Source organism: Kocuria flava (assembly GCF_001482365.1).
Lineage (GTDB): Bacteria > Actinomycetota > Actinomycetes > Actinomycetales > Micrococcaceae > Kocuria > Kocuria flava.
In genome coordinates, this window is sequence record NZ_CP013254.1 from 1333867 (window position 1) to 1359358 (window position 25492).

The 25492-nt window shown below is 74.5% G+C and carries 23 protein-coding genes and 1 tRNA gene; 16 read left to right on the forward strand and 8 right to left on the reverse strand.

All coding sequences use genetic code 11. The features are described from left to right. The first annotated feature begins 8 nt into the window (after window positions 1-8). The 10 genes from AS188_RS06055 to AS188_RS06100 all read left to right on the forward strand — a co-directional run bounded on the left by AS188_RS06055 (window position 9) and on the right by AS188_RS06100 (window position 10608). Window positions 9-572: a DUF3180 family protein gene (locus tag AS188_RS06055; RefSeq protein ID WP_230780949.1), complete on the forward strand. Its 564-nt coding sequence runs from the start codon at window positions 9-11 to the stop codon at window positions 570-572. Between the two features lie 94 nt (window positions 573-666). Then, window positions 667-1161: a PH domain-containing protein gene (locus AS188_RS06060; protein WP_058859766.1), complete on the forward strand. Its 495-nt coding sequence runs from the start codon at window positions 667-669 to the stop codon at window positions 1159-1161. Continuing rightward, window positions 1158-2684 (forward strand): PH domain-containing protein, encoded by a 1527-nt coding sequence (locus AS188_RS06065; protein ID WP_058858098.1) that lies wholly within the window; start codon window positions 1158-1160, stop codon window positions 2682-2684. The genes AS188_RS06060 and AS188_RS06065 overlap by 4 nt, the downstream gene beginning before the upstream one ends. Next, window positions 2681-3634 (forward strand): Rossmann-like and DUF2520 domain-containing protein, encoded by a 954-nt coding sequence (locus AS188_RS06070; RefSeq protein ID WP_058858099.1) that lies wholly within the window; start codon window positions 2681-2683, stop codon window positions 3632-3634. Before AS188_RS06065 ends, AS188_RS06070 begins: the two co-directional genes overlap by 4 nt. Continuing rightward, window positions 3631-4485, forward strand: coding sequence for a pantoate--beta-alanine ligase (gene panC / locus AS188_RS06075; protein WP_058858100.1), 855 nt, complete (start codon window positions 3631-3633; stop codon window positions 4483-4485). Before AS188_RS06070 ends, panC begins: the two co-directional genes overlap by 4 nt. Before the next feature lie 56 nt (window positions 4486-4541). Further along, a complete protein-coding gene (lysS, locus tag AS188_RS06080) occupies window positions 4542-6125 on the forward strand; it encodes a lysine--tRNA ligase (protein WP_373865630.1) in 1584 nt (527 codons plus the stop codon). A 50-nt stretch (window positions 6126-6175) separates the two neighbouring features. Beyond that, window positions 6176-6391 carry a hypothetical protein gene (locus tag AS188_RS06085; RefSeq protein WP_058858101.1) on the forward strand — a complete coding sequence of 72 codons (216 nt, stop codon included), beginning with the start codon at window positions 6176-6178 and terminating at the stop codon, window positions 6389-6391. A 268-nt stretch (window positions 6392-6659) separates the two neighbouring features. Next, a complete protein-coding gene (locus tag AS188_RS06090) occupies window positions 6660-7004 on the forward strand; it encodes a histone-like nucleoid-structuring protein Lsr2 (protein ID WP_058858102.1) in 345 nt (114 codons plus the stop codon). Window positions 7005-7352: 348 nt separating this feature from the next. Then, on the forward strand, window positions 7353-9911 hold the full coding sequence (locus tag AS188_RS06095) for an ATP-dependent Clp protease ATP-binding subunit (protein WP_058858103.1): 2559 nt from the start codon (window positions 7353-7355) through the stop codon (window positions 9909-9911). Window positions 9912-10077: 166 nt separating this feature from the next. After that, entirely contained in the window at window positions 10078-10608 is a 531-nt protein-coding gene (locus AS188_RS06100; RefSeq protein WP_058858104.1) for an amino-acid N-acetyltransferase, read from the forward strand. Here the strand turns inward: AS188_RS06100 and AS188_RS06105 are convergent. Beyond that, the gene (locus tag AS188_RS06105) at window positions 10592-11572 is read right to left on the reverse strand and encodes an HhH-GPD family protein (RefSeq protein ID WP_058858105.1); all 981 of its coding nucleotides are present in this window, start codon (window positions 11570-11572) and stop codon (window positions 10592-10594) included. The two genes, AS188_RS06100 and AS188_RS06105, sit on opposite strands and share 17 nt — an antisense overlap. A 24-nt stretch (window positions 11573-11596) precedes the next feature. Here AS188_RS06105 and AS188_RS06110 point away from each other — a divergent pair, with 24 nt between their 5' ends. Beyond that, on the forward strand, window positions 11597-12316 hold the full coding sequence (locus tag AS188_RS06110) for a hypothetical protein (protein WP_236945068.1): 720 nt from the start codon (window positions 11597-11599) through the stop codon (window positions 12314-12316). A gap of 10 nt (window positions 12317-12326) precedes the next feature. On the opposite strand, the gene disA is transcribed toward AS188_RS06110, so the two are convergent. The 3 genes from disA to AS188_RS06125 form a co-directional block, all read right to left on the reverse strand. Further along, a complete protein-coding gene (gene disA / locus AS188_RS06115; RefSeq protein ID WP_058858106.1) occupies window positions 12327-13403 on the reverse strand; it encodes a DNA integrity scanning diadenylate cyclase DisA in 1077 nt (358 codons plus the stop codon). An 8-nt stretch (window positions 13404-13411) separates the two neighbouring features. After that, window positions 13412-14839 carry a DNA repair protein RadA gene (gene radA / locus AS188_RS06120; RefSeq protein WP_058858107.1) on the reverse strand — a complete coding sequence of 476 codons (1428 nt, stop codon included), beginning with the start codon at window positions 14837-14839 and terminating at the stop codon, window positions 13412-13414. A 65-nt stretch (window positions 14840-14904) separates the two neighbouring features. Then, window positions 14905-16053 carry an FUSC family protein gene (locus tag AS188_RS06125; protein ID WP_058858108.1) on the reverse strand — a complete coding sequence of 383 codons (1149 nt, stop codon included), beginning with the start codon at window positions 16051-16053 and terminating at the stop codon, window positions 14905-14907. Window positions 16054-16345: 292 nt separating this feature from the next. Here AS188_RS06125 and pstS point away from each other — a divergent pair, with 292 nt between their 5' ends. The 4 genes from pstS (at window position 16346) to pstB (ending at window position 20549) form a co-directional block, all read left to right on the forward strand. Then, a complete protein-coding gene (pstS, locus tag AS188_RS06130; protein WP_058858109.1) occupies window positions 16346-17458 on the forward strand; it encodes a phosphate ABC transporter substrate-binding protein PstS in 1113 nt (370 codons plus the stop codon). A gap of 171 nt (window positions 17459-17629) precedes the next feature. After that, window positions 17630-18586 (forward strand): phosphate ABC transporter permease subunit PstC, encoded by a 957-nt coding sequence (pstC, locus tag AS188_RS06135; RefSeq protein WP_058858110.1) that lies wholly within the window; start codon window positions 17630-17632, stop codon window positions 18584-18586. Further along, complete coding sequence (gene pstA / locus AS188_RS06140) at window positions 18586-19719, forward strand: phosphate ABC transporter permease PstA (protein WP_058858111.1); 1134 nt, start codon at window positions 18586-18588, stop codon at window positions 19717-19719. Before pstC ends, pstA begins: the two co-directional genes overlap by 1 nt. Window positions 19720-19769: 50 nt before the next feature. Then, a complete protein-coding gene (gene pstB, locus AS188_RS06145; protein ID WP_058858112.1) occupies window positions 19770-20549 on the forward strand; it encodes a phosphate ABC transporter ATP-binding protein PstB in 780 nt (259 codons plus the stop codon). Window positions 20550-20689: 140 nt separating this feature from the next. Here the strand turns inward: pstB and AS188_RS06150 are convergent, their stop codons facing one another. The 4 genes from AS188_RS06150 to glsA form a co-directional block, all read right to left on the reverse strand. Further along, window positions 20690-21706 carry an inorganic phosphate transporter gene (locus AS188_RS06150; RefSeq protein WP_058858113.1) on the reverse strand — a complete coding sequence of 339 codons (1017 nt, stop codon included), beginning with the start codon at window positions 21704-21706 and terminating at the stop codon, window positions 20690-20692. A 6-nt stretch (window positions 21707-21712) separates the two neighbouring features. Then, window positions 21713-22327 (reverse strand): DUF47 domain-containing protein, encoded by a 615-nt coding sequence (locus tag AS188_RS06155; RefSeq protein WP_058858114.1) that lies wholly within the window; start codon window positions 22325-22327, stop codon window positions 21713-21715. A 234-nt stretch (window positions 22328-22561) separates the two neighbouring features. Continuing rightward, window positions 22562-23221, reverse strand: coding sequence for a hypothetical protein (locus tag AS188_RS06160; RefSeq protein ID WP_058858115.1), 660 nt, complete (start codon window positions 23219-23221; stop codon window positions 22562-22564). A gap of 49 nt (window positions 23222-23270) precedes the next feature. Next, window positions 23271-25178: a glutaminase A gene (glsA, locus tag AS188_RS06165; protein ID WP_083529289.1), complete on the reverse strand. Its 1908-nt coding sequence runs from the start codon at window positions 25176-25178 to the stop codon at window positions 23271-23273. 211 nt (window positions 25179-25389) lie between these two features. Between glsA and AS188_RS06170 the strand changes: the two genes are divergently transcribed. Beyond that, a tRNA-Lys gene (locus AS188_RS06170) sits at window positions 25390-25462 on the forward strand. The last annotated feature ends 30 nt before the right edge of the window (window positions 25463-25492 follow it).

Genomic DNA, 25492 nt, shown 5'->3' on the forward strand with positions numbered 1-25492 from the left:
GTCCGGCCGTGCACGTGCTCACCGTTCCCGCCCTGCTGATGTGCGCCGCCGCCGCCGGTGCGGTCGGCTGGAGCGCCAACCGGGTCTCCACCGGCGCCGGCGGGCCCCTGCTCGTCCTGCCGTGGGCCTCGCTGGCCGCCTGCGCGGCCGTCGCCGTGGTCCTGCTCGTCCTCGGCCTGCGGGTCAGGCGCTACCAGGAGGGCCGGCGCCCGGAGCGCTTCGAGCCGGTCGTCGCCGCCCGCACCGCCGCCGGCGCCCAGGCCGTCGCGTGGGCCGGGGCGGTGCTGGCCGGCTGGCACGCGACCATCGCCCTCGAGCAGCTGACCCTGGTCGGGCTGCGCTCGGAACAGGGCCCCCTGTGGGCGAGCCTGGCCCACACCGGCGCCGGGCTCGTGCTCGTCGTCGTCGGCTGGGTCGTGGAGGGCTTCTGCAAGCTCCCGCCCGACGACCCCGACGCCGAGGAGGCCGCCGAGTACGGTAGGGGGCGGGACAAGGAGCTGCCCGAGGGAGAAGGTGGTTATGCCCGTGGAATCCCCCCGCGACCCCGCGAAGGACCCGGCGGCGCCGGCTGAGCCGGCGCCCCCCGGCCCGCCGCCGGGACGCACGGCCGGGGCCCCGGCGGGAGCGGACCCCGCGCCGCAGGAGCACGCGCCGGGAGACCGGGGGATCGACCCCGAGGGGATCGTGTGGACCCGGGTCTCGCCGCGCCACACCACCCTCGTGCTCGTCTCCGGGCTGGCCGCGACGCTGTTCTGGACGGCCGCCGTCGGCTGGCCGGCCGTGCTCGTGGCCACGGGCACGTGGTCGGCGCCCCTGCCCCTGCTGGCCCTGCCCCCCGCGGCGGTGCTGCTGATCGGGGCCGTCTCCCTGGCCCTGGCCCCGCGCCGGGTGCGCGCCATCGGCTACGCCGAGCGCGGGGAGGACCTGCTGGTGCGCCGCGGTCTGCTCTACCAGCGCGTCACCGTCATCCCCTACGGGCGCATGCAGTACGTGGACGTCTCGGTCTCCCCGCTGCAGCGGGCCCTCGGCCTGGCCACGGTCAGGCTGCACACCGCCGCCGTGGGCAGCCACGCCGAGATCCCCGGGGTCGAGCACGCCGAGGCCGCCCGGCTGCGCGAGCGGCTCACCGCCCGCGGCGAGGCCCTCCTGGCGGGCCTGTGAGCGGCGCCCCCGCCCCCGCGGCCGGGCCCGCCGCGGGGCACCCCGGCGAGGAGGCGGCCTGGCGCCGCGTCCACCCGCTCACCCCCGTGGTCCGGGGCTGGCTCGCGGTGCTCGTGCTCGGCGGCGCCTTCGTCAACATCGTCCTCGACGACCTCGTCGGGGGCTACCTCGGGGCGCCGGGACCGCGGCCGCCGGAGGACCTCGACCTGTCCCGGCTGGGCACGGGCTTCTGGCTCGCCGCGGCCGGGGGCGCGGCCCTGCTGCTCGGGGTCGCCGCCGGTGTCGTGCTCGTCTCGTGGTGGTTCACCCGCTTCCAGGTCGGGACCGAGCACGTGCGGGTGCGCTCCGGGGTCCTGTTCCGCCGCGAGCGCCAGGCCCGTCTGGACCGGGTCCAGGCCATCGACATCCACCGCCCCTTCGTGCCCCGGCTGCTGGGGCTGGCCGAGCTGAAGTTCGAGGTCGCCGACGCGGGGGAGTCCGCCGTCTCCCTCGCCTACCTCACCCACGCCCAGGCCCGGGCCCTGCGCGCCGAGCTGCTCGGGCGCCTGCCCCGCCCCGCGGCCCCGGGCGGGCGGCGCCCGGCCCCGTGGGCGCACCCGCCCGCCGCCCCGGCCGGGGAGGAGCACGAGCACCCGGTGCTCGCCGTCCCCGCGGGCCGGCTGATCGGCTCCGTGCTCGCCTCGGGCACCGCCCTCGTGCTCGTCGCGCTGCTCGCGGCGGCCCCCGTGGCCCTGCTCGCCGACCCCGTGGCCGGTCCCGGGCTGCTCGCCGCGTGGATCCCCGGGCTGCTGAGCTTCGGGGCCGTCGCCTACCGGCGGGTCGAGCAGGGCTGGCGCTTCCGGCTGCTGCGCCTGCCCGAGGGCCTGCGCGTGCGCCACGGCCTGCTCGGGGTCCGCTCCCAGACCGTGCCCGTGGGCCGGATCCAGGCCGTGGGCGTGGACCGTCCCCTGCTGTGGCGGCCCTTCGGCTGGTACCGCGTGCGCGTGAACGTGGCCGGCTACGGGCCCGGCGCCGGCGACGAGGAGGCGCTGCGCTCGACCCTGCTGCCCGTGGGCACGCGCGCGGAGGTCCACGCCGTGCTGCGCCTGGCCCTGCCGGCCGTTCCTCCGGCGGGCCTCGCGGCGCTCGTGGACGAGGGGCTGCACGGATCCGGCGGGCAGGGCCGCTTCACGACCTCCCCGCGCCGGGCCCGGTGGCTGGACCCGCTGACCCACCGGCGCACGGGCTTCGCCGCGGACGAGGCCGTGCTGGTCGTGCGCGGCGGGCGCATGGCCCGCCGCGCCGCCGTGGTGCCGCACGAGAAGACCCAGTCGGTGGCCGTGCAGCAGGGCCCGCTCGAGCGCGCCCTCGCCCTCGCCGACGTGCACCTGCACTCGGTGCCGGGCCCGGTCTCCGTCGTCGTGCCCCACCTCGACGCCGCCGCCGCCCGGGGGCTCGCGGCCGCGCAGGCGGTGCACGCGACCGGCGCCCGTAGACTGGCCGACGCCCCGCGACCGCCCCGACCCCCGCAGGAGGGACCATGAGCGACCCGACCCACCGCCCGGGACGGCTCGGCATCGGGGTCGTCGGCGCGGGCAAGGTCGGCGCGGTGCTCGGCGCCGCGCTGCGCGCCGCCGGCCACGCCGTGGTCGGGGCCAGCGCCGTGTCCGAGGCCAGCCGCGAGCGGGCCGCGGCCCTGCTGCCGGACGTGCCGGTGCTCGAGGTGCCGGACGTGGTCCGCCGCGCCGAGCTCGTGCTGCTGGCCGTGCCCGACGACGAGCTGCCCGGGCTCGTGCAGGGGCTGGCCGACGCGGGACTGTGGCAGGCGGGCCAGCTCGTCGTGCACACCGCCGGGCGCTGGGGCACCGACGTGCTCGAGCCCGCCCGCCGGGCCGGGGCGATCCCGCTGGCGATCCACCCGGCCATGACTTTCACGGGGCTCAGCCTCGACCTGGCCCGCCTGAACGACTGCTCGTTCGGGGTGACGGCCCCCGCCCCCGTGCTGCCCATCGCCCAGGCCCTGGTCGTCGAGATGGGCGCCGAGCCGGTCGTGGTGGCCGAGGCCGACCGCGGGCTCTACCACGCGGCCCTCGCCCACGCCGCCAACCACGCGATGACCCTCACCGGCCAGTCCGCCCAGGTGCTGCGCGAGATCGGGGTGGCCCGCCCGGAGCGGGTCCTGGGTCCCCTGCTGCGCGCGAGCCTCGACAACGCCCTCGCCGCCGGGGAGCGGGCCCTGACCGGCCCGGTCGCCCGCGGCGACGCCGGCACCGTGGCCGCCCACCGGCGCGCCCTCGACGAGTACGCGCGCGGGCACGCCGGCGACGACGTGCTGCTGGCCTACCTCGACCTCGCCCGCGTCACCGCGCGCCGGGCCCTGGACCGCGGCCTGCTCGAGCGCTCCCGCTACGACGCCGTGCTGGCCGCCCTCGAGCTCACCGGCGCCCCCGGCGGGCCCGACCCCCGCCCCGCCGACGGAGAGGACACCCCGTGAGCCCCGCCCCCCGCGTCTGCCACGACCCCGCCGAGTTCCGCACCGCCCTCGCCGAGCGACTGGCGGCGGCGGGCGCGGGCCCCGCCTCGCTGGGGCTGGTGCCCACGATGGGCGCGCTGCACGAGGGCCACGGCCACCTGGTGCGCCGGGCCAGGGCGGAGAACGACGTGGTCGCCGTCTCGATCTTCGTCAACCCGCTGCAGTTCGGCCCCGGCGAGGACTACGAGCGCTACCCGCGCACCCTCGAGGCCGACCTCGAGCTGCTCGCCCGGCACGGGGCCGACCTCGTGCTCGCCCCCGGGCTCGAGCAGATGTACCCGGGCGGGGAGCCGCTCGTGCGGGTCACCGCCGGGCGGCTGGGCACGGTCCTCGACGGCGCCAGCCGGCCCGGGCACTTCGACGGCGCCCTCACCGTGGTCAACCGGCTGCTCAACCTCACCGCCCCCCGCGGCGGGGGAGCCTTCCGCGCCTACTTCGGGGAGAAGGACGCCCAGCAGCTGCTGCTCGTGCGGCGGATGGTCGCGGACTTCGCCCTGCCCGTCGAGGTCCGCCCCGTGCCGATCGTGCGGGACGCCGACGGGCTCGCCCTGTCCTCCCGCAACCGCTACCTCGACGACGACGGGCGCCGCGCCGCCCTCGTGCTCCCGCGCACGCTGGCCGCCCTCGCCGCGGGGGAGGTGGACCTGCCCGCCGCCCGCGCCCGGATCGACGCCGAGGACGGGGTGCGGCTGGACTACCTCGTCGTCGTCGACCCCGCGACCCTCGAGCCGGCCGAACCGGGCCCCGGCACCCTCGCCCTGGTCGCCGCCCGCGTCGGCACGACCCGGCTGATCGACAACCGCGCGCTCTGACCCCCGCTCCCGGCCGGGGCGCGGGGGCCGCGGGCCCCGCGCTATCCTGGTCGACTGTGACCGACGCGCAGAACAGCACCCCGACCGCCGAGACGACCGCCGAGCCGACCCCGGGGACCGCCTCCCCCCGGCCCGCCGAGGACCGCGCCCGGGAGGCGGCCGAGCAGGCGGAGCTGACCGAGCAGATGCAGTTCCGCCTCGCCAAGCGCGCCCGCCTGCTCGAGGAGGGGCGGGAGGCGTACCCGGTGGGCGTCCCCCGCACCCACACCCTCGCCCAGGTCCGCGAGACCTGGGGGGACCTGGAGGCCGGCGAGGAGACCGGGCAGTTCACGGCCGTCGCCGGGCGCGTGGTGTTCGTGCGCAACACCGGCAAGCTGTGCTTCGCGACCCTCCAGGAGGGCGACGGCACCCGCCTGCAGGTCATGCTCTCCCTGGCCAAGGTGGGGGAGGAGGCCCTGGCCGACTGGAAGGCCCTCGTGGACCTCGGCGACTTCGTGGCCGTGCACGGCGAGGTCGTCTGCTCCCGGCGCGGGGAGCTGTCCGTGATGGCGGACTCCTGGACCATGGCCGCCAAGGCGCTGCGCCCGCTGCCGACCCTCCACCACGGGCTCAGCGAGGAGACCCGCGTCCGGCAGCGCTACCTCGACCTCATCGTCCGCCAGGAGGCGCGCGACGTGGTGGTCAAGCGCGCGCGGATCATCCAGACGGTGCGCTCGACCCTCGTGGCGCAGGGCTACGTGGAGATCGAGACGCCCATGCTCCAGCTCGTCCACGGCGGAGCCACCGCCCGTCCCTTCGAGACCCACCTCAACGCGTTCGACCAGGACATGACCCTGCGCATCGCGACCGAGCTCTACCTCAAGCGGGCCGTGGTCGGCGGGATCGAGCGGGTCTTCGAGATCGGGCGGGTCTTCCGCAACGAGGGCGTCGACTCCTCGCACAGCCCCGAGTTCACGACCCTGGAGGCCTACGAGGCCTACGCCGACCAGTTCACGATGGCCGAGCGGATCAAGCAGATCATCCTCGCGTGCGCCGACGCCCTGGGCGTGGACACGATCGAGACCGGGCGCGGGACCATCGACCTGCGCGGGGAGTGGCGGTGGCTGTCCGTGTACCCGGCGCTGTCGGAGGCCGTGGGGCAGGAGATCACCCCGGCGACCCCCGAGGACGTGCTGCGGCGGATCGCCGAGGAGCACGGGGTCGCCGTGGGCCCGCTGTGGGACGCCGAGAAGCTCGTGCTCGAGCTCTTCGGCGAGATCGTGGAGCCCACCCTGATCCAGCCGACCTTCGTGTGCGACTACCCGCCCTCGGCGCAGCCGCTGGCGCGCCAGCACCGCTCCGAGCACGGGCTGATCGAGGCCTGGGACCTCATCATCGGCGGCATGGAGCGCGGCACGGCCTTCTCCGAGCTGATCGACCCCGTGGTCCAGCGCGAGCGGCTCACGGAGCAGTCCCGGCTCGCCGCGGCCGGCGACGCCGAGGCGATGCAGCTCGACGAGGACTTCCTGCGGGCCCTCGAGCACGGCGCCCCGCCCATGGGCGGGCTCGGGCTGGGCCTGGACCGGCTCATCATGCTCTTCACCGACCTCGGGATCCGCGAGACCATCCTCTTCCCCCTCATGAAGCCCGAGCAGGACTGAGCGCCCGCCCGTCCAGCCGCCCCCCAGCACCACGAGGGAGAATCACGTCCATGGAATACGTCGCCGTCCTGCTGCCGTCGATCTGCCTCGGCATCATCTTCTGGCTCATCCTGCGCTGGATCATGCGCGGGGACCGCACCGAGCGCGCCGTGCAGGCCCGTTCGCAGGAGGACGCCGCGCAGTGGTACGAGCAGCTCAAGGCCCGCGACGGCGAGGACCTGCCCTTCGGCCGGCCCGACCGGCCGCGGCGCCGTCCCCGCGGCTGAGCGCCTTTCCGTCATTCCCATTCTTTTTCACGGTCGGCATTTCCGCCCGGAAATGACCGTCCCGCGTCTCGGTGACGATTTCCCGTCGAATATGTAGGATGAAACCGGCGACACCGGCAACGGTGTTCGCGGCGCCGCGTCGGAAATGCCCGGGGAGCCTTCCCGGTCCGTGCCGGAACGGCGACGGGGGATTTCCGCACCATTCCCGGCGGCCGTGAGGGAGCGCCGGGACGACGAAGCGCCGAAAGGCTGAAGGGAAGACGCACCGATGGCACAGACCGTGAAGATCATCCTCGAGGACGACCTCGACGGGGGCCCGGCCGAGGAGACCGTCCGCTTCGGCCTCGACGGCGGCCAGTACGAGATCGACCTCTCCGAGGAGAACGCCGCCCGGCTGCGCGAGGCCATGCGCCCGTTCATCGCCAAGGCCCGCCGCGCGCAGGCCAAGCAGGGGGGCAAGCAGGCCCGCACCGGCGCCGCCCGCCCGGCCGGGCGCGGCAACCCGGACACCGCCGCCATCCGCCAGTGGGCCCGCGAGAAGGGCTACGAGGTCTCCGACCGCGGCCGGATCCACCAGGACATCCAGAAGGCGTACTACGAGGAGAACTCCTGAGCGCCGAACAATTCCGGGCGGCCGCCCGCTGAATTGCCGCCCCGGGGCGGGACCGGTCCTCCGGTCCCGCCCCGGGGCATTTCCCGGATATCCCGCGGCGTTCCCCGTGGGCCTTTTCGGGGACAGCTCGGGGGTATTTCCCGGGCGGCCGGAGAATTCCTTTCCGGGCCGGTGCGGGAAACGCGGGCGCCCGGTCGCGGCGGTCGGCGGCGGGACGCGGGGACGGCCCCGGCACGGGGCCGCCGCGCACCGGGACCGGCGGGACGTCTCGCCGGTGGCGAACAGCCCCCCGCGGGCCCGCCCCGGTGCGTAGCATCGGGTGCAGATCATCGACGGAGGAGTATCCACATGTTCGAGCGTTTCACCGACCGCGCCCGCCGGGTCGTGGTGCTGGCCCAGGAAGAGGCCAGGATGCTCAACCACAACTACATCGGCACCGAGCATCTGCTGCTGGGGCTGATCCACGAGGGCGAAGGCGTCGCCGCGAAGGCGCTGGACTCCATGGGGATCACCCTCACCGGCGCCCGCGAGCAGGTCCAGGACATCATCGGGCCGGGCCAGCAGGCCCCGTCCGGGCACATCCCGTTCACCCCGCGGGCCAAGAAGGTCCTCGAGCTGTCCCTGCGCGAGGCGCTGCAGCTGGGCCACAACTACATCGGCACCGAGCACATCCTGCTCGGCATCATCCGCGCCGGCGAGGGCGTCGCCGCCCAGGTGCTCACCAAGCTGGGCGCCGAGCCGCAGAAGGTGCGCTCCACCGTGCTGGAGCTGATCTCCGGCTACCAGGGCGGCGGCACCCCCGAGAAGGAGGGCGCCGGCGTGCGCTCGGCCGGGCAGTCCGAGGGCGTGCCCGCGGGCTCGGCCGTGCTCGACCAGTTCGGGCGCAACCTCACCGCCGCGGCCCGCGAGGGCAAGCTGGACCCGGTCATCGGGCGCTTCCGCGAGATGGAGCGCGTGATGCAGGTCCTGTCCCGGCGCACCAAGAACAACCCCGTGCTCATCGGCGAGCCCGGCGTCGGCAAGACCGCGGTCGTCGAGGGCCTGGCCCAGGCGATCGTGCGCGGCGACGTGCCGGAGACGCTCAAGGACAAGCACCTCTACACCCTCGACCTCGGCTCCCTGGTGGCGGGCTCCCGCTACCGCGGCGACTTCGAGGAGCGGCTGAAGAAGGTGCTCAAGGAGATCCGCACCCGCGGCGACATCATCCTGTTCATCGACGAGATCCACACCCTCGTCGGGGCCGGTGCCGCCGAGGGCGCGATCGACGCCGCCTCGATCCTCAAGCCCATGCTCGCCCGCGGCGAGCTGCAGACGATCGGCGCGACGACCCTCGACGAGTACCGCAAGCACATCGAGAAGGACGCCGCGCTCGAGCGCCGCTTCCAGCCGATCCAGGTCGACGAGCCCTCCGAGGCCCACGCCGTGGAGATCCTCAAGGGCCTGCGCGACAAGTACGAGGCCCACCACCGGGTCTCGATCTCCGACGAGGCCCTCGAGTCCGCGGTGCACCTCGCGGCCCGCTACGTCTCCGACCGGTTCCTCCCGGACAAGGCCATCGACCTGATCGACGAGGCCGGCGCCCGCCTGCGCATCAAGCGGATGACCGCCCCGCCGGAGATCAAGGAGCTCGACGACCGGATCACCGAGGTCAAGCGGCAGAAGGAGGCCGCGATCGACGGGCAGGACTACGAGCTCGCGGCGTCCCTGCGCGACACCGAGCAGAAGCTGATCACCGAGCGCGAGGACAAGGACCGCGCGTGGCGCGAGGGCGGCGACGAGCTGGCCGAGGTCACCCCCGAGGTCATCTCCGACGTCCTCTCCGCCTCCACCGGCGTGCCGGTCTACAAGCTCACGGAGGAGGAGTCCGGCCGCCTGCTGCACATGGAGGACGAGCTGCACAAGCGGATCATCGGCCAGGACGACGCCATCAAGGCGCTCTCCCGCTCGATCCGGCGCACCCGTGCGGGCCTGAAGGACCCCCGCCGCCCCGGCGGGTCGTTCATCTTCGCCGGCCCCACCGGCGTGGGCAAGACCGAGCTGGCCAAGGCGCTCGCCGAGTTCCTGTTCGGGGACGAGGACGCGCTGATCACGCTGGACATGTCCGAGTACCAGGAGAAGCACACCGTCTCCCGGCTCTTCGGCGCCCCTCCCGGCTACGTCGGCTACGAGGAGGGCGGCCAGCTCACCGAGAAGGTGCGCCGCAAGCCGTTCTCCGTGGTGCTCTTCGACGAGGTCGAGAAGGCCCACCAGGACCTGTTCAACTCGCTGCTGCAGATCCTCGAGGACGGCCGCCTCACGGACTCCCAGGGCCGCGTGGTGGACTTCAAGAACACCGTGATCATCATGACCACGAACCTCGGCACGAAGGACATCTCCCGGGCGGTGCCCGTGGGCTTCCAGACCGGGATCGACGACGCCTCGAACTACGAGCGGATGCAGGCGAAGGTGCAGGAGGAGCTCAAGGAGCACTTCCGCCCCGAGTTCCTCAACCGCGTGGACGAGATCATCGTCTTCCCGCAGCTGACCCAGGAGCAGATCGTCCAGATCGTCGACATGTTCGTCGGCCGCCTCCAGGAGCGGCTGCGCGACCAGGGCATGTCGATCTCGGTCTCGGACGCCGCGAAGGTGCTGCTCGCGCAGAAGGGCTACGACCCCTCGATGGGCGCCCGCCCGCTGCGCCGCACCATGCAGCGCGAGATCGAGGACCCGCTGTCGGAGAAGATCCTCTTCGGGGAGATCAGCTCCGGGGAGAAGATCAGCGTGGACGTCGAGGGCGAGGGCGAGCAGCGCGCCTTCGTCTTCACCTCGACCCCGATGGCCGACCTCACCGACGACGGCCTGGACGAGACCATGACCGGTTTCGAGCAGGCGGAGCTGGGCCGGGGGGACGGTCAGTCCCCGGCCTGACCCGGCCGCCGGCGGAGCCGCCGAGGGCCCGTGCGCACCCGTGCGCACGGGCCCTCGGCCGTGTCCGGGGAGCGGGTCCGGACCCCTGCGGCGTCCCCCGAAGTGGGGGTCGTCGCAGGTCGTCATCGCGTCCGGACCTGCGGGTTCACGAGCGTACACTCGGGACGTGACCGACCTCCGCCTGCGCCCCGCCCGCACCTCCGACGTCCCCGGGATCAAGGAGCTGGTGGCGCCGCTGGCCCTTGCCGGGGTGCTGATCAACAAGGACACGGTCGCCTACTACGAGGGCATCCAGGAGTTCCTCGTCGTCGAGGCCGTCGACGACGACGGCCGGGTCCACCTCGTCGGCTGCGGGGCGCTGCACGTGATGTGGCAGGACCTGGCCGAGGTCCGCACCCTCGCGACCTCCGCGGCGTGGCGCGGCCGGGGGGTGGGGGCCACCGTCCTGGCGGGGCTGGTCGAGCGGGCCCGCGCGGTGGGGGTCTCCCGCGTGTTCTGCCTGACCTTCGAGGTCGAGTTCTTCGGCCGGCACGGCTTCGAGGTGATGGCCAATCAGGAGCAGATCGACCCCGACGTCTTCGCCGAGCTGCTGCGCTCCCACGACGAGGGCGTGGCGGAGTACCTCGACCTCGCCCGGGTGAAGCCCAACACCCTGGGCAACACCCGGATGCTGCTCCAGCTCAGCCCGGAAGACTGACCCCGCGCGCGTCCTCGGCCGCGAGCCCGTCCGCCAGCAGCCCCTCGAGGGCGCGGTGGCGCTGCTCCGGCGGGGCGTCCAGGCCGTTCAGGCGCTCGAGGGCCCGCAGCCCCTCCGCCGGGAGGTGGACGAGGTCCGCCGGGTCCACCGGGCCCAGCAGGTGCCGGGCCGGGACCGGCTCGGTGCCCGCCCGCAGCACCGCCAGCAGCGCCCCGCGCACCTGGCGGTCCGTGCCGTGCCAGGCCTGTCCCCGCGGGGTCTCCTCCGGGGCGGGGCGCCCCGCCGCGACCCACGCGCAGGTCCCGAACAGCGGGCAGGCGGCGCACCGCGGGGTGCGGGCCGTGCACACGAGCGCCCCGAGCTCCATGACGGCCTGGTTCCAGGCCACCGCGAGGTCGTCGTCGGCGGGCATGAGCTCGTCGGCCAGGCGCGCCTCCGCGGCCGTCAGGGAGCGGGAGGGCAGGCCCCGCCCGGAGACCGCCCGGGCGTGGACGCGGCGGATGTTGGTGTCCACGACCGTGCGGCGGTCGCCGAAGGCGAAGACGGCCACGGCGGCGGCCGTGTAGGTCCCGACCCCGGGCAGCGCGAGCAGCGCCGCGTGGTCGGCGGGCACCTGTCCACCGTGGCGGGCGACGATCTCCGTGGCGGCGGCGTGCAGCCGCAGCGCCCGGCGGGGGTAGCCGAGCCGGCCCCACGCCCGCACGGCCTCCCCGGCGGGCTCCGCCGCCAGGTCCTCGGGCCGGGGCCAGCGCTGCAGCCACGACCGCCACACCGGCAGCACCCGCGCCACCGGGGTCTGCTGGAGCATGAACTCGCTGACCAGCACGCCCCACGGCCCGCAGCGGGGGTCGCGCCAGGGCAGGTCGCGGGCGGCGCTGCCGTACCACCGGACCACGGCCTCGTGCAGGCCCGGCAGGTCGGGGTGCGGCGGGGCGGGGGAGGGCGTCGGGGCAACGGAGCTCATCCTCCCCACTGTAGCCTTGGGGGCATGGCGCAGAAGGGTTCCGGCAGCAGGTCCGGGGGAGGCAGCGGGCGCGGCCCGGGCGGCGGCGCCCCGCGGGTGTCCGCGGAGGTCTACCGCCGCCGCCGGATCGTCGCCGCGGCCGCCGCGGTCCTGCTCGTGGTCCTCGTGGCGGTCGGCGTCGTCTCGGCCGTGGCCGCGCTCGTGGGCCCCGGGGAGCCGGCGGAGGAGGCCGCCCCGGAGGCCGTCGCGTCGGCCGGGCCGACGTCGACCGAGCCGTTCGCCGACTTCACCCCGCGGCCGGAGAAGTCCTCCTCCGCCTCCCCGGGAGCCTCGGCGAGCCCCTCCGCGGCCCCGGCCGAGGAGTGCGGGGCCGAGCTCGCGGTGCGGGCCTCCACCGACCGCGAGAGCTACCCGCAGGACCTCGAGCCGCAGCTCGAGCTGACCCTGGAGAACACGGGGGAGGACCCCTGCCACGTCGACGCGGGCACCGCCCGGATGGCGTTCGTGGTCCGCTCGGGGGAGGACACGGTCTTCGACAGCCGGCACTGCCAGGTCGGCGGCGAGGAGCAGCGGGTCACCCTCGAGCCGGGCCGGGAGCAGGTCGCCCGCCTGACCTGGGACCGGGTGCGCACCCTCGAGGGCTGCGCGGCGGGCGGGGAGCCGGCGCTGCCGGGCCACTACCGCCTGGAGGTCTCCCTGGGGGAGCGCACGGGCGAGCCCGCGGCGTTCGTGCTCGAGGAGTGAGCCGCAGGGCTCACATGAAGCGCTCGAGCAGGCTCGTCTCGGCCATCCGGGACAGCGACTCGCGCACCGTGCGGGCCCGCTGCTCGCCGATGCCCTCCACGGCCTTGAGGTCCTCGAGGTTCGCGGCCATCAGCGACTGCAGGCCGTCGAACTGGCGCACGAGCCGGTTGGCCACGGCCCGCGGCATGGACTTGATCCCCTCCAGCAGGCGGTAGCCGTGCGGGTGCAGCTCGGTCTCGAGGCTGCCCGGGGTCTCGACGAGCCCCACGCACCCGGCGATGCGCTGCAGGTCGATCAGCTCGGTGGGCGTCAGCTGCGCGAGGCGCCCGAGGGCCTCCTCGACGTGGCCCGCCGGGACGTCCTCCGGGAGGTAGTCGCGCAGCACGACGTCGGGGCCCGGTCCGGTGCCGGCGGTGAGCTCCTCGAGCTGCAGGGCGATCAGCCGCCCGTCCACGCCGAGCTCGAGCACGTACCAGCCGATCTCGGCGGAGATCCGCCGGACCATCTCCATGCGCTGCAGCGTCAGCGCCACGTCCCGCACCGTGACCGAGGCCTCGATCTCCAGGGAGGAGAGGTTGCCGAGGACCTGCTCCATGCGGTTGCTGTAGTGCTCCAGGGTCTGCAGGGCCTGGTTGGCGCGGGCCATGATCGACTGGGAGCCCTCGACGGCGTAGCGGGTCTCGCCCACGTAGATGGTGATGACGCTCATCGACTGGCTCACCGAGATCACCGGCAGGCCCGTCTCCTTCGCGGTGCGCTCGGCGGAACGGTGGCGGGTGCCCGACTCGGTCGTGCCGATCGAGGCGTCGGGGACGAGCTGGACGCCGGCCTTGAGGATGCGGGTGGCGTCCTTGTCGCAGACGATGGCGCCGTCCATCTTGGCGAGCTCGCGCAGCTTCGGCGCGGAGAAGTCGGTGTCGATGTCGAAGCCGCCGGAGCAGATCGCCTCCACGGAGCGGTCGAAGCCCAGGACGACCAGTCCGCCGGTGCGCCCGCGCAGGATCCGCTCGAGGCCCGCGCGCAGCTCCGTGCCCGGGGCCAGCCGTGCCAGGGTTCTGCGCAGTGCGTCCTCAGGGGTCTTCGCCACGGTCCTCATCATACGGCCGCGGCGGTCTCCCGCTTCTGCCGCGGGCCCGCCCCGGCACCGGGGAAGAGCAGCTCCATGGCGTCGGAGATCGTGGTGACCTCCCGCACCGAGAACCCCTCGGGGACGGGGCCGGGGCCGGTCGGGCTCGCGGGCACGACCGCGTGGGTGAAGCCCAGGCGCGCGACCTCCTGGATGCGCCGGCCGATCCCCGGCACGGGGCGCACCTCCCCGGCCAGGCCCACCTCCCCGAAGCACACGAGCCGCTGGGGGAGGGGCCGGTCCTGCGCGGCGGAGGCCAGGGCCATGGCCACGGCCAGGTCGGTGGAGGGCTCGGTCAGGCGCACCCCGCCCACGGTGGAGACGTAGCAGTCGAGGTTCGCGAGCCCCACCCCCGCCCGCCGCTGCAGCACGGCCAGCAGCATGGCGACCCGGGAGGACTCCAGGCCCGCGGTGGCCCGGCGCGGCTGGGCGGTCGAGGAGCGGTCCAGCAGGGCCTGCACCTCCGCCAGCAGCGGGCGGCGGCCCTCGAGGGTCACGGTCAGGCACGTGCCCGAGACCGGCAGGGCCGTGCGGGAGACGAACAGCCCGGAGGGGTCCTCGACGCTCGCGATCCCCGTCTCCGTGAGGTCGAAGCAGCCGACCTCGTCCGTGGGGCCGTAGCGGTTCTTCACCGCCCGCAGGAGCCGGATCCGCGAGTGCTTCTCGCCCTCGAACTGGCAGACCACGTCCACGAGGTGCTCGAGCAGCCGCGGCCCGGCGATCGAGCCGTCCTTGGTCACGTGGCCCACGAGCAGGGTGGTCATGTTCCGCTGCTTGGCGGCGGCGATGAGGGAGGCGGTGACCTCCCGGACCTGCGTGACCCCGCCGGCGGAGCCCTCGACCTCCGCACTGGCCAGGGTCTGCACCGAGTCCACCACGAGCAGGCGCGGGCCGATGCGCTCGATCTGGCCCAGGGCGGTCGCGAGGTCCGTCTCGGCCGTCAGGTACAGCGTGGGTGCCACGGCCCCGATCCGGTCCGCCCGCAGCTTCACCTGGGCGGCGGACTCCTCGCCGGTGACGTAGAGGACGTCGCGGGAGGCGTCCCCCGGGCCCTCGGCGAAGCGGGCGGCGACGTCGAGCAGCAGCGTGGACTTCCCGACCCCCGGCTCCCCGGCCATCAGCACCACCGCGCCGGGGACGAGCCCGCCGCCCAGGACGCGGTCCAGCTCCGGCACGCCGGTGGGCACCGAGGTGGCCACGGTCGCGTCGACCTGGGCGATCGGGCGGGCCGGCTCGGCGATGGAGCGGGCCGCCGTGGTGCGCGCCCGGTGCTCGCCGACCTCCTCGACGGTGCCCCAGGCCTGGCACTCCCCGCAGCGGCCCACCCACTTGGCCGTGGCCCAGCCGCACTCGGTGCAGCGGTAGGACGGGGTGTTGCGGCGGGTCCGTGTGCTCATGGCGCCAGGCTACCGACCCGGGCGGACACGCTGAGCGGGCAGGTGCCGCGGCCCCGCCGGCGGCCTCAGCCGCGGTCCCAGCCCTCGAGGCGGGGCAGCTGGGCGCGGGCCTCGTCGTGGGTCATGCCCGCGGCCTCGAGCAGGTCCACGACCATCGGGCGCGTGTCCAGGACCAGGGTCTCGCCCTCCATGGTGCGCACGCCCATCCGGCCCGGGTGCAGCCGCCCGGCGACGTCCGCGAGCTCCGTGCGCGCCCGGCGCAGGTAGCTCTCCCGCGAGCCGGGGGAGGCCGAGGTGAGCGCGTGGCCCAGCGTCGTCACGGCGTCGCCGAGGTCCTCGAGGGCCCCGGTCAGGGACGCGACGGCCTCGTCGGAGAGGGTCACGTGGTTGAGCACGGACGCGGTGCGGCGGGCGAGCACGCGGGCGTTGCGCACGGCCAGGTCCAGGTAGTGGATGGAGTGCTCGAGGTGCTCCACCTCGGTGCGCCGGCCCCGGTACAGCGGCGAGGCGCGCACGATCTCCAGGGACGCCTGGAGCCCGGTGGTCACGGAGTCGATCAGCGGCTGGGTCTGGCGGGCGCGCACGAGGGCGTGCCACGCGGCCCGCGCGTCGTAGTCGGAGACGGCCCGGGCGGTCTCGCGCAGCACCCCCGCGAACTCCTCGACGAGGCGGCGCAGGTCCTCCCGGGGCTGCCGCCGCGGGTCGGCGGGCACGAAGTAGGCCATCGCGAGCGCGCACAGCCCGCCGACGACCGCGTCGGTCGAGCGGGCGAAGACCCCGTCGGCGGACGGCGGCAGGAGCACCACGAGCACCGACTGCAGGCCCATCTGGGTGGTGAACAGCGTGCCGTTGTCCAGGAAGCGGGCGAGCAGGATCGAGGTCATGAGCACCACGGCGGCCTGCCACACGCCGGTGCCCAGCACGTGGATCAGGGCGTCGCCCACGGCGATGCCGAGGGTGCAGCCGATCGAGACCTCCAGCACCCGGCGGTAGCGCAGCCCGCCCTTGGCGAAGCCCAGGGCGACCAGCGCGGCCGTGGCCGCGAAGATCGGCCCCGAGTGGCCCAGCAGGTGCTCGGCGATCACGTAGGCGCCCACGCTCGCGACCGTCATCTGGAAGGTCTGCAGCAGCCCGGAGCGCACCCGGGCCAGGCCCACCCGGGTGCGGGTGCGCACGGCGCGGGAGATCGCCCGCACGGGCCGGCTCGGCTGCATGCGGCCATCCTAGCCACGCGCCCCGGGACCGCCCCGCCGGCCGCGACGCGCCCGTGCCGGGAGGCGCAGGAGGGACACGAGAGGATCACCACACGGAAGGACACGCGGGAGTTCACCCGGCGTTCACCTTCCCGGGCCACTCTGGCCACCTGAGCTCCCTAGCGTCTCTCCCCGAGGGGTCCGCCGGGAAGCCGCAGCGGACCTCGCACCACGGACCGGCTCTCTCCCGGACCGTGCCGGACAACTGCCCCGCGGCGCGGGGCACCACTGTGATCTGAAGGGGCTAGCACCAGTGAAGGTTTCCCACCTCGGCCGTTCCGCCGCCGTCCTCGCCATCGGCACCCTCGCCCTGACCGCGTGCGGGTCCGACAACGCCACGGGCGGGGGCTCGGGCACCGAGACCTCGGCCTCGGGCGCCGGCGTCTCCGGCACCCTGACCGGCATCGGCGCCTCCTCCCAGCAGGCGGCCATGACCGCCTGGCAGAACGGCTTCCAGGAGGCCAACCCCGAGGCCCAGGTCCAGTACTCCCCGGACGGCTCCGGCGCCGGCCGCGAGGCCTTCACCGCCGGCGGCGCCGACTTCGCCGGCACCGACGCCTACCTCGACGAGGAGGAGTACGAGGCGTCCAAGGAGGTCTGCGGGCCCGACGGCGGCTTCCACATCCCCGCCTACATCTCCCCGATCGCGGTCGCCTTCAACCTCCCCGGCGTGGACACCGTGAACATGGACGGGCCGACGATCGCGAAGGTCTTCACCGGCGAGATCACGACCTGGAACGACCCGGCGATCGCCGAGCAGAACCCGGAGACGGAGCTGCCCGACACGCCGATCACCGTGGTCCACCGCAACGACGAGTCCGGCACCACCGAGAACTTCCAGGAGTACCTGGCCGCGGCCGCCCCCGAGGTGTGGACCGAGGAGGTCTCCGGCAACTGGCCCTCGCAGTGGGCCGCCGAGAACAACAAGGGCACCGCCGGTGTCGTGCAGTCCACCAACGCCACCGAGGGCGCGATCACCTACGCCGACGCCTCTGCGGTGGGCGAGCTCGGCACCGTGGCCGTGGGCGTGGGCGAGGAGTACGTCGAGTACTCCGCCGAGGCCGCCGCGAAGGCCGTGGAGTCCTCCACCCCCGTCGAGGGCCGCGCCGAGCACGACATGGCGATGGACCTCGAGCGCGACACCACCGAGTCCGGGGCCTACCCGATCGTGCTGGTGTCCTACCACCTGTACTGCTCGCAGTACGATTCCCAGGAGACCGCCGACCTGGCCAAGGCCTTCGGCGAGTACGTGATCAGCGAGGACGGCCAGCAGACGGCCGCCGACGCGGCCGGCTCCGCGCCGATGTCCGAGAACCTCCGCACCCAGGCGCAGGAGGCCCTCGAGAGCATCACCGTCGCCGGCTGACGCCGTTCCGACGATCCCGTCCGGCGCGGGACCGGGCCCCAGGGCCCGTTCCCGCGCCGGACGGGACATTTCTGTGTGAGGGGCCTCCTCCGTGAGGCACGTCACCGGACCAGGCGCCGGGAGCGATCCCACCCGGTGCAGCACGTTCCAGGCCACGAAGGGGCGCACGACATGTCCACCACCGTCACCACCGAGCAGCCCACCGCGCTCGCCCAGGGGAGCCCTGGCGGCGGCCGCGCCGGCGACTCGGTCTTCGCCGGGCTCAGCCTCGGCGCCGGCATCCTGATCCTCGCCTCCCTGGCAGCCGTCGCGCTGTTCCTCTTCCTGGAGGCCCTGCCCACGTTCCAGGCCCCCGCCGAGGAGATCTCGGGCGGGGCCGGCTTCTGGTCCTACATCTGGCCGATGATCATCGGCACGGTCATCGCCGCCGTCATCGCCCTCGTGATCGCCACCCCGATCGGGGTGCTCGTGGCGCTGTACATCTCCCACTACGCGCCCGCCCGGATCGCGAAGCCGGTCGGCTACGTCATCGACCTGCTCGCCGCGATCCCCTCGGTGATCTACGGGGCGTGGGGCACCACGGTGCTCGCGGGCGCGCTCGTGCCGTTCTACGACTGGCTGGCCGAGAACCTGGGGTTCATCCCCCTCTTCGCGGGCCCGGCCTCCCAGACCGGCAAGACGATGCTGACGGTGGGCGTCGTGCTGGCCATCATGATCCTGCCGATCATCACCGCGATGTCCCGCGAGATCTTCGTCCAGACCCCGAAGCTCCACGAGGAGGCCGCCCTGGCCCTGGGCGCCACCCGGTGGGAGATGATCCGGATGACCGTGCTGCCCTTCGCCCGGCCCGGCATCATCTCCTCGGTCATGCTGGCCCTGGGCCGCGCCCTCGGCGAGACCATGGCCGTGGCCCTCGTCCTGTCGGGCGGGCCGCTGACCGCCTCGCTGATCCAGTCGGGCAACCAGACCATCGCGGCGGAGATCGCCCTGAACTTCCCCGAGGCCTACGGCCTGCGCCTCTCGGAGCTCATCGCCGCCGGCCTCGTCCTGTTCCTGATCACCCTGGTCGTGAACATGGCGGCCCGCGCCATCATCGCCCGCTACAAGGAATTCTCGGGAGCCAACTGATGTCGACCCCACCCCTGCACCAGCAGACCTCGTCGCCGGGCGCCGCCGGCCGCCGCGCGAAGCTCACGCGGAACCAGCGGCCGGCCTGGCTCGTGCCCGCCATCGCCGTCGCCGCCGTCGTCGTGGGCGCGGCCCTGGCCGCGCTCGTGGGCTTCTCCACGGCCCTGTGGGCGGTCTTCGCCGCCGTGCTCTTCCTCGTCGCCGCGCCCCTGGCCGTCACGGCCGTGGAGGGCCGGCGCAAGGGCGCCGACTCCCTGACCACGTACCTGGTCCACACCGCGTTCGTGCTGGCCGTCATCCCGCTGGTCTCCGTCATCTGGACCGTGCTGGCCAACGGCGTCCCGGGCCTGACCTCCAACCTGCTGCTGACCTCCATGAACGGGGTCACGGGCGCGACCGACAACGCCGCGGCGGCGGGGGAGACCCCGGTGCTCGGCGGGGCCTACCACGCGATCGTGGGCACCGTCTCGATCACCTTCTGGGCCACGCTGATGTCGGTGCCCATCGGGCTGCTCACCGCGATCTACCTCGTGGAGTACTCCCAGGGCGGCTGGCTGGGGCGGGCGATCACGTTCTTCGTGGACGTGATGACCGGCATCCCCTCGATCGTGGCGGGCCTGTTCGCGGCCGCCCTGTTCGGCCTGATCCTCGGCCCCTCGACCCGCTTCGGGTTCGTGGCCGCCGTGGCGCTGACCGTGCTCATGATCCCCACGGTCGTGAAGAACACCGAGGAGATGCTCAAGATCGTCCCCAACGAGCTGCGCGAGGCCTCCTACGCCCTCGGGGTGCGCAAGTGGCGGACCATCACCAAGGTCGTCATCCCCACGGCGATCTCCGGCATCGCCTCGGGCGTGACCCTGGCGATCGCCCGCGTGATCGGCGAGACCGCCCCGCTGCTCGTGACCGCCGGCTTCGCCACGGCCATCAACTGGAACTCGTTCTCCGGCTGGATGACCACGCTGCCGACGTTCATCTACTACCAGATCATGACCCCGACCTCCCCGACCAACCCCGATCCCTCCGCCCAGCGGGCGTGGGCCGCGGCACTGATCCTGATCCTGATCGTCATGCTGCTGAACCTGGTCGCACGGCTGGTCGCCCGGGCCTTCGCGCCCAGGACCGCCGGGCGCTGACCCGGCCGGCCCCCGTACGCACCGTCGCGAGAAAGAAGCAAGGAACCCACATGTCCAAGCGAATCGACGTCGAGCACCTCAACGTCCACTACGGCACCTTCCTGGCGGTCGAGGACGTCAGCATGGGGATCGACGCCCGGTCGGTGACCGCGTTCATCGGTCCCTCCGGCTGCGGCAAGTCCACCTTCCTGCGCACGCTCAACCGCATGCACGAGGTCATCCCCGGAGCCCGCGCCGAGGGCAGGGTCCTGCTCGACGGCGAGGACCTCTACGGCCCCGGCGTGGACCCCGTGGTCGTGCGCTCCATGGTCGGCATGGTCTTCCAGCGGCCCAACCCGTTCCCCACGATGTCCATCCGGGACAACGTGCTGGCCGGGGTCAAGCTCAACAGCAAGCGGATCTCCCGCGGGGAGGCCGACGACCTGGTCGAGAGCTCCCTGCGCGGGGCCAACCTGTGGAACGAGGTCAAGGACCGCCTCGACCGTCCCGGCTCCGGACTCTCCGGCGGCCAGCAGCAGCGCCTGTGCATCGCCCGGGCGATCGCGGTCAAGCCCGACGTGATCCTCATGGACGAGCCGTGCTCGGCCCTGGACCCGATCTCCACGCTGGCGATCGAGGACCTGATCAGCGAGCTCAAGCAGGACTACACGGTCGTGATCGTCACGCACAACATGCAGCAGGCCTCCCGCGTGTCCGACCGCACGGCCTTCTTCAACATCGCCGGCACCGGCAAGCCCGGCAAGCTCATCGAGTACGGGCCCACCTCGGAGATCTTCGCCAACCCGCAGGAGAAGCAGACCGAGGACTACGTCTCCGGCCGCTTCGGCTGAGCCCGGCGCGCCCGCACGACGACGGCCCCCGCCGCACCCCTCAGGGGAGCGGCGGGCGCCGTCGTCGTCCCCGCGGGGCGCGGCCCCGCAGGCGGCCCGCCCGCGGGGCGCGGCCGCGGACGGCCGGCGGAGGGGACGGGTCAGAGGAGGGGGGAGAGGGCGAGCAGGAGGACCGCCCCGACGAGCCCGCACACGGGGACCGTCAGCGCCCACACGACCAGGACCCGGGTGAGCACGCGGGCGTTGACGGTGCGGAAGCGCTGCTGCATCCCGGCGCCCAGGACCGCGGCCGCCGTGGTCTGGGAGGTCGACAGGGACACCGGGACCACGGTGCCGCCCAGGAACAGCAGGGAGCCGGCCACGCCCTGGGCCACGGCCCCGCGGAACGGGTCGATGGTGATCATCCGCGACGAGAGGGTGTAGGCGATCCGCCAGCCGCCGAAGAGGGTGCCCGTGGCCAGCCCCGCCGCGACGAGCAGGACCAGCCACGGCGCGGTCCCGCCCTCGATCGGGGAGGGCAGCCCGGCGCACACGAGCAGCGTCGCGAAGACCCACTCGGCGCGGCGGCCGTGCATGATGCCGTGGCCGAAGGAGACGGCGGCCGCGCCGGTGGCGAGCACGAGGCGGGAGCGGAACGCGGTCGTGTTGACGTCCGCGTGGCGGTGCATCCGCAGCAGCGGCACGGCGAGCAGCCACGCCAGTCCGCAGGCCAGTGCGGGGGCCACGACCAGCGGGACGAGGACCTGGACGAGGGCGGTCGGGGTCAGGGGGCTCGTGGCGACCAGGCCCACGGCGTGCCCGCCCAGCAGCGCGCCGATCAGGCCGCCGAACAGGGCCGTGGTCGAGGAGGAGGGCAGGCCCCACCACCACGTGAGCAGGTTCCAGGCCACCGTGGTGGCCAGCGCGCACACCACGGCCGCGGAGCCGACCACGTCCTGGGGCACCGGTGCGCCCACGATCGCCCAGTCCGAGAGCAGGTAGGCGGCCGTGCCCACGCCGGCCACGTTGACCAGGGCGCTGAGCACGACCCCGACCTTCGGGGTCAGGGCGCGGGCGCGCACGGGAAGGGCCACCGCGTTCGGGGCGTCGTGGAAGCCGTTGACCACCGTGTAGGCCAGGGCCAGGACGAGGCCCAGGACGGTGAGGAGGATCAGCACGGCGGGTCAGGACTCCGCCACGACGATGCGCCCCACCTCGGTGGCGACCTGCCCCAGGGCCCGGGCGGCGCCCACGAACCGCTCCACGGCGCGCTCCCGGCGCAGCGCCTGGTGGGCGTTGTGGTGCTCCAGCAGGTGCGCCAGGTGCAGGTGGTGGATGCGCTCGGCCTGCTTGCCGAGCCGGAGCATCTCGTACCAGTAGTCGTCGAGGCCCTCGAAGCTGCCGAGGTCGCGCATGGCGCGGGTGGTCAGCTCGGACATCCGCACGATCACCCCGAGCTGGTCGGTGGCGTAGGAGGGCGGGCGGGTGAGCCCGTAGGCCACGTGCGCCTCGGCCACGGCCAGCAGCTCCTCGGCGGCCCGGTTGAGCCACTCGCCCAGGATGTAGACGTCCTGGCGGGGGAGGGGGATCGCGAAGGTCGAGCGCACGGTGGTCATCACCGAGAAGAACAGGTCGGTCGAGCGGGTCTCGCACGCGCGGATGCCGTCGAGCACCCCCACCGCGTGCTCGGGGCTGCCCAGGAGCTCCGAGAGCAGCCGCACCGCCTCCGTCACCTGCTCGGACATCTCGGCCAGCAGGTCCAGGACCTGCTCGTCCTCCGGGAAGATGCGAAGGGCCATCGGGATACCGTCCTGGGCGTCGTGCCGGGGCGCGCGGGGGCGACCGGCCGGGAGGGGAGGGGCGGTGCCGGACCGGGAACGCCTCTCGGCGGAAGGCCGCTCGCAGCGGCTCAGTGTTGGAGCCCGGGGTTACCGCGGCCCGGCACCTGCGTCCATGGTAGTCGACGGCTCCGGAGGGCCAAGCCGGGAGGGCGTGGTCCCGCCCACGCCCGCGGGGCGCCCGGTCCGGGCCGCTCAGTCGAGGTGGCCGTGGCGCCAGGCCCGCGCGGCCGCCTCGAGCTCCTCGGCCGTGCGCTCCAGGCGCTGGGTGAGGGCCACGGTGCCCGGGCCCGCGGCCCGGGCGGCATCCGGGCGCCCGGGGACGACGACGGGCAGCTGCCCGGTGTCGGCGAGGCGGATCCGCCCCAGGGCCATCACCCGGCAGAAGGCGGCGAAGCGCTCGAGGGCGACGTCGAACTCGCCGTTGAAGGCCCCCGAGAGGATCGTGTCGGCCATCTCCGTGACCTCCTCCGCCCCGGGCGGCTCGGCCACCCCGGCCACCACGTGGGAGACCTGCGCCGTGCCGCGCCCGGCCGCGAAGTACCGGCCCATCCGCACGGGGTCCTTGCGCACGGACGCGCGCAGGGCGTAGAGCCGCCACAGCGCCCCGGGCAGGGAGACCGCGGGGGCCTCGGCCCACATCTCGGCGATGCCCTCGAGGCCCTGCTCGTCGGTGAGCTCGATCAGCCGGCGGGAGATCTCCGGGTCGTCGCTGGCCCGGCCCCGGGAGACCAGGGCGTGGGCCGCGAGGTGGGCGGCCTCGGAGACGCGCGCCGGGTCCGGGCCGCCCTCGTAGGCGTCGAACTTCTCCGGGGAGAACTTCACCGGCTTGTGGTGGCGGGGCACGTCGCTCATGTCCACCAGGGTACGGCCGGGGCCCCGGGGCGGCCACGGCCGCCCCGGCTCACCAGTCGGTGGCGGAGGCGTGCACGGCGGCGTCCCGCCACTGCTGGTCGGCGCGCTCGTAGCCGTCCCGGGCCAGGGCCTGCCACAGCCTCAGGGCCAGCGGCGGGTCCTCCTGCTCCAGGGCGGCGAGCGCGTCCGGGCCCAGCACGCGGGCGGTGACGTCGGTGATCGCGCTCAGCGTCACCCGCTGCCGGCCGGAGCCCAGGGCGAGCTCCCCGAAGCTCGTGCCGGGGCCGAGGATCTGCAGCTCCACCCGCTCGCCGGCGGGGGTGCGCAGGGACATCGACACGTCCCCGCTGACCACGAGGTGGATGCCCGCGAACCGCTGGCCCGCCCGCAGGATGTTCTCCCCGGCCGACCACGTGCGCTCGGCGGTGCGCGCGCGCACGGCGGCGGCGTCCTCGGGGGAGAGCCGGGAGAGCAGCTCGGACTCCGCCGGATTCACCCGGGCGGGCGTGCACTCCGGGCCGCCGTGCTCCTCGAGCAGCCGGTCCTCGACCCACTTGATCGCCGCGGCCCGGCTCGGGAAGATCTCGAGCGGGGGGTGGCCCTCGAAGGTGCCCACGAGGTCCTCGTCGGTGGCCACGACCACCACGGTCCGCCCCGCCTCGTGCAGCTCGGCGCGGGTGCGGGCGAGCAGCGGCAGGGCGTAGTCGGCGATCACGTCGACCCGGCGCAGGTCGACCACCACGTAGGAGGCCTCCACCGCGACCTCCCGCACCCGCCGCACGGCCGCCTCCGTGCCCGCGAACAGCAGGTCGCCCTGCAGCTCGACCACGACCGCGTCCTTGCCGTGGGCCTCCAGCACCGCCTCCGCCTCGGCGTTGCGGCGCACCAGCGAGGGGGACTGGTCGATCGGGTAGTCGGCGCGCACGGTCGAGCGGGAGACCCGGGCGGTGTGGGTGAAGTGCAGGTCGAGGTCCTGGGACAGGCGCTCGCAGGCCAGCACGCCGCGCACGCTGTTGCCGTGCCGGTCCAGGGGCGGGGAGAACGTGGCCACCGCGAGCTCGCCCGGCAGCACCGCCACGATGCCGCCGCCGACCCCGGACTTGGCGGGCAGCCCGACCCGGACCATCCACTCCCCGGCGTCGTCGTACATCCCGCACGAGCTCATCACGGACAGCACGCGCGAGACCGTGCTCGGGTCGAAGACCTCCTCGCCCGTCAGCGGGTTCGTGCCGGCGTTGGCGAGGGTCGCGCCCATGAGGGCCAGGTCCCGGCACGTGACGAGGATCGAGCACTGGGCGAAGTAGTCCTCCAGGGCCTGCATCGGGTCGCCCTCGATGATCCCCGCCGCGGCCAGCAGGTAGCCCAGGGCCCGGTTGCGGTCCCCGGCGGCGGACTCCTGCTCGAGGACCTCGGGGCTGATCGACAGGTCCCGGCCCGCGCACCGGGAGTAGGCCGCTCGGATCCGGTCCCGGCGCAGCTCCCGCTCGCTGTCGGGCACGAGCCACGTCGAGGCGATCGCCCCCGCGTTGATCATGGGGTTCGCGGGCCGGCCCGTGCCCGGCTGCAGGGAGATCTCGTTGTAGGCGTCGCCGCTGGGCTCGACGTCGATCCGGTCGTGCACGGCCTCGACGCCGAGGTCCTCGAGGGCCAGCGCGTAGGTGAACGCCTTGGAGATCGACTGGATGCTGAACTCGTCGCCGGTGCTTCCCGCCTCGTAGACGTGGCCGTCCGCGGTGGCGATGACCACGCCGAAGCGCTCCGGGTCCGCCTGGGCGAGCGCGGGGATCGAGGTGCTGGGCTCGCCGCCGCGCGCGTCGCGCAGCTGCGCCACGACCTGCTCGAGGTACTCGGTGATCGCGGAGGGGCCGAACAGGCGCTGCTCCTCGCCGGCGCGGTCCTCGGCGGGTGCCCCGCCGTCGCGGGGGCGGGTGCTGTCCTCGGTGCGGTGGTCCGGCACGGTGGTTCCTCCGAAGGGGCTTCCGGTCGGTCCCGCCGGGGCTCCGGCGGGACGGCGGCCCGCCGTCGAGGGGCGGGGCGGACGACGCCGGTCCCACTCTAGGCCAACCGGCCGGGCGCCCGCCCGGGGCGGGCGCCCGGACCTGCTGGGCGCCCGGGGCCGTGCGGTACAGTGGTGCCCGCTCCGCGGCGGTCCGCCCGTCCCGGGGCGCGGGCCTCTAGCTCAGCTGGTAGAGCAGTGGACTTTTAATCCATGGGTCGTGGGTTCGAGCCCCACGGGGCCCACCGCGTGCGGCGACGGCCGCGGACCGGCGA